The following is a 12,417-nucleotide window of genomic DNA, read 5'->3' as shown; positions in this document are numbered from 1 at the left end:
AACGGGCGACCGCCGTGAGCGACGGCTCGTCGGCCGGAGCACTCGCCTACCCCACGGGGGTTTCCTCCGTGTCCCGTGCCTCCGCGCGCCGTTCCTCCCGCACCGACTGGATGGCGGCGACGAGTCCGACGGCCCAGAGTACGCCCACGGCGGTGAGCGCGACCGTGGTGACGCCCGTGCTCGCCCCCGCGGAGTCCAGCAGACTCCGGGCGTTGGTGAACACGATCAGCCCGCCCGCCGCGGCACCGAGCACCCGAGCCGGCAGCTTGCGCACCAGCCAGGCCGCCACGGGAGCGGCGAGGATACCGCCGACCATCAGCCCCGCCACGACTGTGTAGTTCAGCTCCTCCTCCTGTGACAGGGAGAACAGGAAGCCGAGGCTGGCGGCGAGGGCGACGATGAACTCGGACGTGTCCACCGAGCCGACGACCTTGCGCGGTTCGAGCCGTCCGGAAGACAGCAGGCTCGTCGTCGCCACGGGCCCCCAACCACCGCCCCCGCTCGCGTCGACGAACCCCGCGACGAGCCCCAGCGGGGCGAGGAAGCGGGCCCCCGGACGGCGTGTCGTCACCAGCGTGCCGACCCGCCGGAACGCGAAGCGGATCAGCACGTACAGGCCCAGCAGCAACAGCACCGTGGTGATCCAGACCTCGGCGAACTCCATCGGCAGGGAGGTCAGGACGTAGGCCCCGAGTACCGCGCCGATCGCGCCGGGGACGGCGAGGGTCGCGACGGTGGGCCAGTCGATGTTGCGGAACCGCCAGTGCGCGGCTCCCGAGGCCAACGCGGTGCCGACCTCGGCGAGGTGAACCGCCGCGGATGCGACCGCCGGGGCGGTGCCGACCGCGACCAGCGTGGTGGCGGTTACGCCGAACGCCATTCCGAGCGAGCCGTCCACGAGCTGAGCGAGAAGCCCGGCAAGGCCGAACAGCAACAGCGTTTGCATGAAATCCCCGATTCCCCGGTGGTCCCGCCCTCGGCGGCCCCGGCTGGAAGAACACGACGTCAAAAGGGGTCCCGATCATCGCAAGGAAACGACCGGGAGGTCACGGGATTCTCACTTTCTGGGCTGAGGGATATGTCGGACGCAATTAAAGAAAGCGCTGAAAATAAATACCCCCGAGTCCGTCCACTGGAATATGTTGACGACTATTACCGTCGTCCGGTGGGCTGGCCGTGGAAGCGAGGTCGTGGCGGGGAGGACGCTCGGCATGGTGGAGACGCCGCAGGGCACGGGCGGCGTTCGCGAGGCGAACGCCGCGGCGATCCTCGGCGCGATCCGGGCCCACGGCCCGTTGTCCCGAGGAGCCGTCGCGCGACACACGTCGCTCAGCATGCCCACCGTCAGCAGGCAGATCGCGACGTTGATCGACCTCGGGCTGCTCTCCGAGGCGCCGTCCCCCCAACCGACGGGGGAGGTGGGCAGGCCCACGGTGCCGGTCGACCTCAACGAGGACGTGATCGCCGCGTGCGGGGTGCACATTGGTATTACCACGACCACGTACGGGTTGAGCACGCTGCGTGGCGTCCTGCTCGACAGCGTGCGTATCCCCACCCCGAAGGGAGCGCCGGAGGCGGTGCTCGAACGCATCGCGCGCGAGGTGGAGGGCTTCCTGGCGATGTGGCCCGAGCGGCGGATCATCGGCGTGGGCCTTGCGATCGGCGGTCAGGTCGACGCCGAGCGGGGCCTGCTCGACCACGGGTCCCTCGGCTGGCGCGCGGTACCGGCCAGGGACATCGTCGAGTCCGTCACGGGACTGCCCGTCCACCTCGACGGTCACGTGCCTGCCATGGCCACGGCCGAGCTGCTGTTCGGCGAGGCCGTCCACGCGCGTAGCGCGCTCTACTTCTACGCGCGGGAGATGGTCGGCGTGGCCGTGGCCGTCGACGGGGTGCTGCATCGGGGGCCGGGCCAGTCGGGCAGCATCGCGCACCTGCCGGTCGGCGGCGACGTGCCGTGCCCGTGCGGTCGCACCGGGTGCCTGGAGGTGGCCGTCGCGGAGCGGGCGGTACTGGAACGCGCGGTGCGCGCCGGGGTGCTGCGCGAACCCGACATCCGCGCGTTACGGGCCGCCGCGCGCGCCGGTGACGCGGAGGCGGACCGCATCCTCACCGACCGGGCGCGGGCGCTGGGCACGGCGGTGGCGCTGCTGCGCGACATCGTCAACCCCGAACTCGTGGTCCTGGGCGGGCAGGCGTTCACCGATGCCCCGGACCACCTCTCCGTGGTCTACGGCGCGTACAAGGAGAACACCGTGCTGCCCGACGCCGATATCGTCACCACCAGCCGGTTCGGCCCCGACGTGCAGGCCATGGCCGCCTGCACGGGCCTGCTCACCCGCCTCTACGCCCGCCCGTTCTCGGTGCTGGCAGCGAAGCCGTAGCACCGGGGTCCGAAGTCCCGACGGCGACGGGACCAACGACGGCGGTGCCCGCCGCTTTCCGGGCCTTACGGTCGGCTGTGCCGTGTCGGGCACGGCGGACACCCGGCGAAGGGAGCGGACATGGCGGGTGAGGACGGTGCCGTCGTGGTCGGGGTCGACGGGTCGGAGGCGGCCACACGAGCTCTGCGATGGGCCGCGAGGTGGGCCGCGGACCGCGAAGCACCGCTGCACGTGGTGTACGCCTACGGACTCGTGGCGCGGTACTTCGCCACCGAGGCGCCGGTCCCGCCCAGCGTCATCGAGTCCTTGCTGGAGGAAGCGCAGCACATCGTCGACGCCGCGGCGCGCGAGGCCACGGAGCTCGCGCCCGGCCTCGCCGTGTCCGCGCGGGCGGTGGACGAACCACCCGTCCCCGCGCTGACCCACCGCTCCCGGACCGCGGCGCTGGTCGTCCTCGGGGCCTCGGGGCTCGGCGGGTTCACCGGGATGCTGGCGGGGTCGACGGCGGTCGCGGTGGCGGCGCACGCTCACGCGCCGGTCGTCGTGGTGCGGTGCGGGGAGGGACGGACCGAACCACCCTCGACCGGACCGATCGTCGTGGGTCTGGACGGCAGTTCGCTGAGCGAGCGCGCCGTCGCCCGCGCGTTCGAGGAGGCACGACGGCGCTCGGCGCCGCTGGTGGCCGTGCACGCGTGGGCCGACGTCGAGGACGAGAACCTGCTCCGCCGCGCTCGGCTGTTCTTCATGAACACGCCCGAAGAGGAGGAGGTCCGCGCGCGGCTGGACGAGCAGCTCGCAGGCTGGCGGGCGAAGTACCCGGAGGTCTCCGTCGAGCGCGTCCTGGTGCGCGACCGACCCCGCAGGCAGCTTCTCGATCGGTCGACCACGGCTCAACTGGTGGTCGTCGGCAGCCGCGGCCGTGGTGGCTTCACCGGAATGCTCCTGGGTTCCACCAGTCAGGCGTTGATCCACCACGCGCAGTGTCCTGTGATGGTGGTACGGCCTTCGAGTGGTGAGAGCTGACGAGGGAGTGACGATGCGGGCCTTTCGGATGCGGGAATGGCTGACCGACCCCGTGCTGACCGAGGTGGCCACCCCGGAGCCGGGACCCGGACAGGTGTTGGTCCGGGTCGGAGGCGCGGGGGTGTGTCACTCCGATCTCCACATCATCCGGGAGTTCCGGCCCGGACAGCTGCCGTGGTCGTTGCCGTTCACGCTCGGGCACGAGACGGCGGGCTGGGTCGAGTCCGTCGGTGACGGGGTGACCGGACTGGAACCCGGAACCCCGGTGGCGGTCTACGGGCCGTGGGGCTGCGGGACGTGCAACCAGTGCCTGCGCGGTGTGGAGACCTACTGCGAGCGGCCGCACGAGGCTCCCGTGAGGCAGGGCGGGGCCGGACTGGGACTCGACGGCGGCATGGCCGACTACCTGCTCGTCCCCCACGCCAGGCACGTCGTGCCCCTGCCGGAGGGACTCGATCCGGTGACCGCAGCGCCGCTCACCGACGCGGGGCTGACCCCGTACCACGCCGTGCGGCGTTCGTGGCCGAAGCTGACCCCCACCGCTTTAGCCGTGATCATCGGTATCGGCGGGCTCGGACACCTGGCGGTGCAGATCGTCAAGGCAACGACCGCCGCGCGGGTGCTGGCCGTCGACACCAGACCGGAGGCCCTGGAGACGGCGCGGCGGTTCGGAGCGGACCTCACCGCCCCACCCGGCGACGGCGTGGCCGAGCTGGTGCGGGAGGAGACCGAGGGCCGCGGCGCCGACGTCGTCATCGACTGCGTGGGCAGCGACCGGACGCTGACGTTGGCCGCCTCGGTGGGGCGAGTGCTGGGCGACCTCACGATCGTGGGCCTGGGAGGAGGACGGCTTCCCGTGTCGTTCAACTCCCTGCCGTACGAGATGTCGGTGCAGACCACCTATTGGGGGAGTCGTTCCGAACTGGTGGAGGTGCTCTCCCTCGCCCGGCGAGGCTTGCTGCACACCGAGGTGACCCGGTTCCCACTCGACGATGTGGCGGAGGCGTATCGACGACTGGAGGAGGGGACGCTCACCGGACGTGCCGTCGTGACACCGTAGTCGTTGCTCCCATGTGGACTGATCGGGGTGGCGCGCGCATCATTACGTCCGGACATTGTGGACTTTCAGTCGGCTCTTCGGGCGGGGCGAGCGGGCGTCCGTCACACGATCGGGACCTCGTCGTCAAGGTTGCGACGAAACCGTTACGCCATAGCATCTCTTCCGGTGGACGTGGAAGCCAGAACGGACCGAAGACCGGATCACGTCGCCGGACCCGAGGGGGCCGGAAGCGCGGGCGAGGAGTTGCCCTCCACGCGGGTTCGGCCCGACAATGGAAAATCCCAGATGCCGACGCTCGGCCACCCGGCCGAACGGGACGAGGCGAGGCCCATGCACGCCGAAGCAGCACAGGCGTCACCGCCCCTGGAGCGGTTGCGCGCACGGGCACGACACGAGAACTTCCCTGTCGCCCTTCGCGTGCTGCCGCCCCAGTACCGGCGGCACCTGCTTACGCTCTACGCGTTCGCCCGGATGGTGGACGACATCGGTGACGCCGCTTTGGGAGACCGGCTCTCCCTTCTGGACGGAGTGTCCGCCGAACTCGACCGAGTGTACGCGGGGACCACCGGAGACGATCCGCTGTACCGCGCACTGGCGCACACCGTGTCGGTGTGCGACCTCCCCAGGTCGGAGCTCGAACGACTGGTCGAGGCCAACCGGCGTGACCAGGTGGTGCACCGGTACCGCACTTTCGACGACCTTCTCGGCTACTGCGAGCTGTCGGCCAACCCGGTGGGACGGTTGGTGCTGCGCGTGTTCGACGCCGACTCCGAACGACGTTGCCTGTTGTCCGACCGGATCTGCAGTGCCCTGCAGGTGCTGGAGCACTGTCAGGACGTCGTCGAGGACGCCTACGCGGGCCGCGTCTACCTGCCGACCGCCGACCTCGAACGGTACGGCGTGGCGGAGGACGACCTCGTGGCCCCCGTGGCGGACACGGGGGTCCGAGCGGCCGTCGCGCTCCAGGTGCAACGGGCCGTACGCCTGCTCGACGAGGGCGCCCCGCTCGTGAACGAGCTTCGAGGCGCGGCGCGACTGGCCGTCGCAGGCTACGTCGCGGGAGGCCGGGCCACGGCGCGCGCACTGGCCGACGCGGGATTCGACGTGCTCGCCCGAACGCCGCGCCCGCGGCGCTCCCACGTCGTCGTCTCCTGGCTGGCCTCGCTGGGGGCCGGTGGTGCTCGATGAGGACGGAGCAGGCTTACGGCACGTGCGTGCGCATCACCCGTGAACAGGCCCGCAACTTCTCGTACGGCATTCGGCTGCTCCCCGCGCCGAAACGCAACGCGCTCAGCGCGGTCTACGCCTTCGCCCGCAGGATCGACGACATCGGGGACGGCGACCTCGCCCCCGAGGTGAAGTTGAAGGGGCTGGAGAACGCCCGGTCGGACCTGCGGGCGGTGGAGGCGGGAACCGACACCGGCGACCCCGTGCTGGTCGCCCTTGTGGACGCCACCCGCCGGTTCGACCTGCCGCTGGACGCCTTCGACGACCTGATCGACGGCTGCCGAGCCGACGTGCTCGGGGTCGACTACCCGGACTTCGACGCGCTGCGGCGATACTGCCGGTGCGTGGCCGGCTCGATCGGACGACTGTCGCTCGCGGTGTTCGGCAGCCCCGACCGCGCCCGCGACGAACCGATCGCCGACGACCTGGGCGTGGCGCTGCAGCTGACCAACATCCTGCGGGACGTCGTGGAGGACCTCGACAACGGACGGGTGTACCTGCCCGCAGACGAACTCGACCGGTTCGGCTGCACCTTGAAGCGGGACGAGAACGGTGAGTTCGTCGACGACCCCGAGAGTCTGTTGGCGTTGCTCGAGTTCCAGGCCGCCCGTGCCCAGGAGTGGTACGAGCGAGGGTTGCGGCTGCTCGACGTGCTCGACGGACGCAGCCGAGCGTGCTGCGCGGCGATGGCGGGCATCTACCACCGCCTGCTGACGCGGATGGCGCTGCGGCCGACGCTGGTGCTGAAAGGCCGCACCAGCCTGCCCGACTGGGAGAAGGCGCTGGTGGCCTGTGTGGCGCTGGCGGGGGGAACACCATGACCGCCCCCTGCGTCCAGCCACGACCGCACGGACCCGCCTCGAAGGACGTCCGCGTGGTCGTCGTCGGTTCCGGCCTGGCCGGGCTCACGGCGGCCTGCGACCTCGCCGACGCCGGGTTCGCGGTCACCGTGCTGGAGGCGAGATCCCGCCTGGGAGGCGCGACGTTCTCGTTCCAGCGCGACGGCCTCACCGTCGACAACGGCCAGCACGTGGCCCTGCGCTGCTGCACGGCCTACCGGGCGCTGCTCGAACGACTCGGCAGCTCCGAGGGACTTCAGATGCAGGAGCGCTTCCGGGTCCCCGTGCTGGCGCCCGGAGGCCGATTCGCCGAACTGTGGCGTACCGACGCCAGGGCGCCCCTGCACCTGGCCCCCGCGCTCGCCCGCTACTCGGCGTTGAGCCCGCTCGACCGACTCCGGGTGCTGCGAGCGGCCCTGGCCCTGCGTTCGCTCGACCCGGACGACGCCACCCTCGACTCCCACAGCTTCGGCGACTGGCTCGTCCGACACGGTCAGAACCGCGCCACCATCGACCGACTGTGGAACCTCATCACCGTGGCCGCGCTCAACGGTGACGTCTTCCGGGTCTCCCTGGCCTCGGCGGCGATGGTGTTCCACACCGCGTTGCTGACCTCCTCCGACGGCGCGGACATCGGCGTCCCCCGGTGGCCGTTGGAGGACCTGCACGTGCGTCCCGCGGAGAAGTACCTGCTGGAGCGCGACGCCCAGGTGCGCACCCACAGCCCCGTCCGGGGCATCACCCCCGTCCGCGATCGGTTCCTCGTCCGCATGGACGACGAAGTGGTGGACGCCGACGCCGTCGTCCTCGCCGTTCCCCCGGAGACCGCGATGCGTGTCTGCCCCGGACGCGCGGGACTGCAGAACTGGCGGCTCGCCCGGCTCGGCGCGGTGCCGATCGTGAACGTCCACGTCGTCTACGAACGACCCGTCACCGACCTGCCGTTCGCCGCGGCCGTCTCGTCACCCGTGCAATGGGTGTTCGACCGCACCGCCGCCGCGGGACTGACGTCGGGGCAGTACCTCACGGTGTCGCTGTCGGCGGCCGACGCCTGGCTCACCACCCCGGCGACGGCGTTGCGTGACGTCTTCCTCGCCGAACTCGGCAGGTTCTTCCCCGACGCCGCCACCACACCGTGTTCCCGGTTCTTCGTCACCCGGCAGCGACGGGCCACGTTCCGACAGGGACCGGGATCGAACAGTTTGCGTGCGGCCCAGCGCACGGCGTTGCCCGGCCTTGTCCTCGCCGGATCCTGGACCGCTACAGGTTGGCCCGACACGATGGAGGGAGCCGTGCGAAGTGGACACCGAGCCGCTGACCTCGTCACCGCTCACCTGGCGGGAGGTGTGAGCGGATGACCATGACCCTGCCGTCCGAGGTGAGTGCCACCCAGCTGCTCGTCCGCCCCGCGTTGCGGGAAGCGGTCGACACCCTGGACCCCACGATGCGACGCATCGTCAGCTACCACCTCGGGTGGACCGACGAGCACGGCATGGCCGTGGAAGGAGACGGAGGCAAGGCGCTCCGTCCGGCGCTGGCGCTGCTCGCGGCGCAGGCGGTGCGAGCGAGACCGGAGGCCGCCCTGGCGGGTGCCGTGGCGGTGGAGCTGGTGCACAACTTCTCCCTGCTGCACGACGACGTCATGGACGGAGACACCGAGCGACGTCACCGCCCCACGGTGTGGGCCGTGTTCGGCACCCCCGCCGCGATCCTCGCCGGTGACGCACTGCTGACGCTCGCGGTCGAGGTACTGGAGACCACGGGCGATCTCTCGGCGGGCCGCCGCCTGACCGGCGCCGTGCGCAGGCTCATCGAGGGGCAGACCGCCGACATCGAGTTTGAAAAGCGCGCCCTCGTCGGGGTCGAGGAATGCCTGCGTATGGAGGACGGGAAGACCGCGGCGCTGATGGAGTGCGCGGCCGAGCTGGGCGCGTTGCTCGGAGGCGGGGACGAAGCCTCCGTCGCGGCGCTCGGGCGGTTCGGCCGCAACCTCGGCATGGGCTTCCAGCTCGTGGACGACCTCCTCGGCATCGTCGGCAGCCCCGAGGTCACCGGCAAACCCGTGCTCGCCGATTTGCGGGTGCGCAAGAAGTCGGTGCCCATCGCGGTCGCGTTGAACTCGGGCACCGACAGCGCGTTGGCGCTGCGCGAGTACTACCGCAGGGACCGCCCGCCGAACGAGGAGGAGGTGCGCACGATGGCGGCGCTCGTCGACGACACGGGCGCGCTCGACTGGACCCGCGACCGCGCCCACCGCTACATCGCGAAGGCCGAGGCCTGCCTCGCCGCTGTCGACCCACCCGAGGACATCCGGGCGACCCTGGCCGATCTCACCCGTTTCGTCGTGGAGCGTGACCGATGACTGACGTCCTGACGCCCGAGGAGACCTCGACGCGGGAACGGGTACGCCGTTGCGTCGACTCCGCGCGCCGGTACCTGCTCTCCCTGCAACACGCGGAGGGCTGGTGGAAAGGCGAGCTGGAGACCAACGTGACGATGGAGGCGGAGGACCTGCTGCTGCGGCAGTTCATCGGGGCCTCCGACCCGCGCGTGACCGAGGAGACGGCGCGCTGGATCCGGTCCCGGCAGCGGGAGGACGGCACCTGGGCGACGTTCCACGACGGTCCCCCCGACTTGTCCACGACTGTGGAGGCCTACGCCGCGTTGCGGCTCGCGGGCGACCCGCTCGATGCCACCCACCTGCGACGCGCCCGCGAGTACATTCTCGACAGTGGGGGGATCGAGGCCACCAGGGTGTTCACCCGGATCTGGCTGGCACTGTTCGGCCAGTGGTCGTGGAGCAAGCTCCCGGTGCTGCCCCCGGAGCTGGTCCTGCTGCCCGACTGGTTTCCCCTCAACATCTACGACTGGGCCTGCTGGGCCCGGCAGACGGTGGTGCCGTTGACGATCGTCGCCTCCGCGCGGCCCGCCCGCCAACTCGGGTTCTCCCTGCGGGAGCTGCGTACGGGCGTCGAACGGCGGGGAAGCGACCCCGTGATGTCGTGGTCGGGGGTGTTCCGCGGCCTCGACGCCGTGCTGCACCGTCTGGAGCGGCTGCCCCTGAAACCTTTGCGCGCCGCCGCGCTCGACCGCGCTGAACGCTGGATCCTCGACCGGCAGGAGGCCGACGGCGGGTGGGGCGGCATCCAACCGCCGTGGGTGTACTCGATCCTGGCGCTGCACCTGCGGGGCTACCCACTGGACCACCCGGTGATCCGTAAGGCCTTGGACGGCCTGGAGGGCTTCACCGTCCGGGAACGCACCGAGGACGGATGGGTGCGTCGACTCGAAGCCTGCCAGTCACCGGTGTGGGACACGGCGCTCGCGATGACCGCGCTGCTGGACTCCGGGACCCCGGCCGACCACCCGGCGCTGGTCGCCGCCGCGGACTGGCTGCTCCGGGAGGAGATCCGCGTCGCCGGCGACTGGCGAGTGCGCCGACCCGAGCTGGCTCCCTCGGGGTGGGCTTTCGAGTTCGCCAACGACCACTACCCCGACACCGACGACACGGCCGAGGTCGTGCTGGGGCTACGGCGCGTACGCCATCCCGAACCCGACCGGATCGAGGCGGCCGTGGAGCGAGCCACCGAGTGGCTCGTGGGCATGCAGTCCGCGGACGGCGGTTGGGGAGCGTTCGACGCCGACAACACCCGCACACTGTGCGAGAAGCTGCCGTTCTGCGACTTCGGGGCCGTGATCGACCCACCGTCGGCCGACGTCACCGCCCACGTGGTCGAGATGCTGGCCGCACGGGGCATGGCCGACTGCGAGGCCGCACGCCGAGGCGTTCGGTGGCTGCTCGACGCGCAGGAGGCCGACGGTTCGTGGTTCGGCCGATGGGGAGCCAACCACGTCTACGGCACGGGCGCCGTGGTCCCCGCGCTCGTCGCCTGCGGCGTGTCCCGCGACCACGAGGCCGTGCGCGCGGCCGTGCACTGGCTCACCGCCCACCAGAACGCCGACGGCGGCTGGGGAGAGGACCTGCGCTCCTACGTCGACCGCGCCTGGGTCGGCAAGGGAAGGTCCACGGCCTCCCAGACGGCGTGGGCGCTGCTCGCGTTGCTGGCCGCCGGCGAGCGTGGCCCCGTCGTACGACGCGGAGTGGAGTGGCTGGTGTCCACCCAACGCCCGGACGGCGGCTGGGACGAACCGCACTACACCGGCACGGGGTTCCCCGGCGACTTCTACATCAACTACCACCTGTACCGGCTGGTGTTCCCTCTCACCGCCCTCGGCCGGTATCTGGGACGTGGTCACGATGCCGAACCGGACTGACGCGCTCCTCGTCCTGTGCCCGCTCACGGTGGAGGCGGTGAGTGTCCGGAGTGGACTTAAAGGCGGGCGAGTCGTGTGGGCGGGAATGCGCGCGTGGCGGCGCTCGGCCGTGTGCGCCGTCCTGCGGCGCGGGCCCCGCGTGCCCGTGGCGGTGGTCGGCGTGGCATGCGCGCTCACGCCCCACGCCCGGCCGGGAGATCTCGTGGTGCCCGACGTGGTGCGCTCGCCCCGAGGTGCCCGCCGATGCTCGTCGTCGACGAAGCTGGTCTCGGCGTTGCGTGCCGCCGGCCGCACCGTCCACACCGGAGCACTCGTTGAGTCCGAGCGCATCGTCGGACGCGCGGCCGACACGACGTCCGACGCCGTGGCCCTCGACCTGGAGTCGGGTCTGCTGCTGGACCTGGTGGACGACGGAAGACCCGTCACCGTACTCCGCGCGGTGGTCGACACACCGGCCCGGCCCCTGCTGAGCGCGGCGACCGTGCCGGGAGGTGTTGCGGCACTCGCGGCGCTGAGGGCGTCCGGTCCCGCGCTCCGGACCTGGGCGACGACCGTGGCCCGAGGCAATGACAACCCCGTGAAGGAGGTGCGGCACCCATGAGCATGCCGTGGCACCAGAGTCTGCGTATCGCACGGTATTTGTTGGCTCAGAAACTGCGAAGGCGCTCGAAGTTCCCGCTCATCGTGGAGCTGGAGCCGCTGTTCGCCTGTAATCTCAGTTGTCCGGGCTGCGGCAAGATCCAGCACCCGGCCCATGTGCTGAAGCAGCGGATGCCGGTGGAACAGGCGGTGGCCGCCATCGAGGAGTGCGGCGCACCGATGGTGTCGATCGCGGGCGGGGAGCCTTTGATGCACCCCGAGATCGACACGATGGTGAACGAACTCGTCCGCCGCAAGAAGTACGTCTTCCTCTGCACCAACGCCGCGCTGGTTCGCCGCAAGATCGACAAACTCGACCTGAAACCGTCGCGGTACTTCGCGTTCGCCGTGCACGTCGACGGAATGCGGGAACGCCACGACGCCGCCGTGAACAAGGAAGGCGTGTTCGACGAGGTCATCGCGGCGATCGCCGAGCTGAAGCGCCGGGGATTCCGGGTCACCACCAACACCACGGTGTTCAACACCGACACCCCCCAGACCCTGATCGAGGTGCTCGACTTCCTCAACGACGAGGTCAAGGTCGACGAGATGATGGTCTCCCCGGCCTACGCCTACGAGAAGGCACCGGACCAGGAACACTTCCTCGGGGTGCAGGAGACACGGGAGCTGTTCCGCAAGGCGTTCGCGGGAGGCAACCGCAAGCGCTGGCGGCTCAACCACTCGCCGCTGTTCCTCGACTTCCTCGAGGGCAAGGTGGACTTCGGCTGCACCGCGTGGGGAGTGCCGTCGTACTCGCTGTTCGGCTGGCAGAAACCGTGCTACCTGATGAGCGACGGCTATGCCCGCACCTACGCCGAGCTCGTGGAGACCACCGACTGGGACGCCTACGGCAGGGGCAAGGACCCCCGGTGCGCGAACTGCATGGCGCACTGCGGCTACGAACCCACCGCGGTGCTGGCGACGCTCGGTTCCCTGAAGGAGACCATCCGCGCCGCGACCGGCGGCTGAC

General features: G+C 70.9%; 11 protein-coding genes. 10 read left to right on the top strand and 1 reads right to left on the bottom strand.

Translation table 11 applies throughout. The features are described from left to right. Positions 1 to 46: 46 nt before the first annotated feature. Positions 47 to 946 carry a sulfite exporter TauE/SafE family protein gene (locus tag SACGLDRAFT_RS12655; RefSeq protein WP_005465133.1) on the bottom strand — a complete coding sequence of 300 codons (900 nt, stop codon included), beginning with the start codon at positions 944 to 946 and terminating at the stop codon, positions 47 to 49. Positions 947 to 1,211: 265 nt separating this feature from the next. Between SACGLDRAFT_RS12655 and SACGLDRAFT_RS12650 the strand changes: the two genes are divergently transcribed. The 10 genes from SACGLDRAFT_RS12650 (at position 1,212) to hpnH (ending at position 12,416) form a co-directional block, all read left to right on the top strand. After that, complete coding sequence (locus tag SACGLDRAFT_RS12650) at positions 1,212 to 2,384, top strand: ROK family transcriptional regulator (RefSeq protein ID WP_005465131.1); 1,173 nt, start codon at positions 1,212 to 1,214, stop codon at positions 2,382 to 2,384. Positions 2,385 to 2,504: 120 nt separating this feature from the next. Then, positions 2,505 to 3,407 (top strand): universal stress protein, encoded by a 903-nt coding sequence (locus tag SACGLDRAFT_RS12645; protein ID WP_005465129.1) that lies wholly within the window; start codon positions 2,505 to 2,507, stop codon positions 3,405 to 3,407. Positions 3,408 to 3,420: 13 nt separating this feature from the next. Next, positions 3,421 to 4,467 carry an NAD(P)-dependent alcohol dehydrogenase gene (locus SACGLDRAFT_RS12640; RefSeq protein WP_005465128.1) on the top strand — a complete coding sequence of 349 codons (1,047 nt, stop codon included), beginning with the start codon at positions 3,421 to 3,423 and terminating at the stop codon, positions 4,465 to 4,467. Between the two features lie 285 nt (positions 4,468 to 4,752). Beyond that, a complete protein-coding gene (gene hpnC / locus SACGLDRAFT_RS12635) occupies positions 4,753 to 5,655 on the top strand; it encodes a squalene synthase HpnC (RefSeq protein WP_005465127.1) in 903 nt (300 codons plus the stop codon). Next, entirely contained in the window at positions 5,652 to 6,515 is an 864-nt protein-coding gene (gene hpnD, locus SACGLDRAFT_RS12630; protein ID WP_005465126.1) for a presqualene diphosphate synthase HpnD, read from the top strand. The genes hpnC and hpnD overlap by 4 nt, the downstream gene beginning before the upstream one ends. Further along, positions 6,512 to 7,891 (top strand): hydroxysqualene dehydroxylase HpnE, encoded by a 1,380-nt coding sequence (gene hpnE / locus SACGLDRAFT_RS12625; RefSeq protein WP_005465125.1) that lies wholly within the window; start codon positions 6,512 to 6,514, stop codon positions 7,889 to 7,891. Before hpnD ends, hpnE begins: the two co-directional genes overlap by 4 nt. Then, positions 7,888 to 8,895 (top strand): polyprenyl synthetase family protein, encoded by a 1,008-nt coding sequence (locus tag SACGLDRAFT_RS12620; RefSeq protein WP_005465123.1) that lies wholly within the window; start codon positions 7,888 to 7,890, stop codon positions 8,893 to 8,895. The genes hpnE and SACGLDRAFT_RS12620 overlap by 4 nt, the downstream gene beginning before the upstream one ends. Next, the gene (gene shc / locus SACGLDRAFT_RS12615; protein WP_005465122.1) at positions 8,892 to 10,808 is read left to right on the top strand and encodes a squalene--hopene cyclase; all 1,917 of its coding nucleotides are present in this window, start codon (positions 8,892 to 8,894) and stop codon (positions 10,806 to 10,808) included. Before SACGLDRAFT_RS12620 ends, shc begins: the two co-directional genes overlap by 4 nt. After that, entirely contained in the window at positions 10,792 to 11,409 is a 618-nt protein-coding gene (locus SACGLDRAFT_RS12610; protein ID WP_005465121.1) for a nucleoside phosphorylase-I family protein, read from the top strand. Before shc ends, SACGLDRAFT_RS12610 begins: the two co-directional genes overlap by 17 nt. Continuing rightward, positions 11,406 to 12,416: an adenosyl-hopene transferase HpnH gene (gene hpnH, locus SACGLDRAFT_RS12605; protein ID WP_005465120.1), complete on the top strand. Its 1,011-nt coding sequence runs from the start codon at positions 11,406 to 11,408 to the stop codon at positions 12,414 to 12,416. The genes SACGLDRAFT_RS12610 and hpnH overlap by 4 nt, the downstream gene beginning before the upstream one ends. Position 12,417: the final 1 nt, after the last annotated feature.

The sequence above is a fragment of the Saccharomonospora glauca K62 genome (assembly GCF_000243395.2).
Taxonomy (GTDB): Bacteria; Actinomycetota; Actinomycetes; order Mycobacteriales; family Pseudonocardiaceae; genus Saccharomonospora; species Saccharomonospora glauca.
The sequence above is the reverse complement of the archived record's forward strand: the minus strand, read 5'-3'. Positions and strand labels throughout refer to the sequence as shown.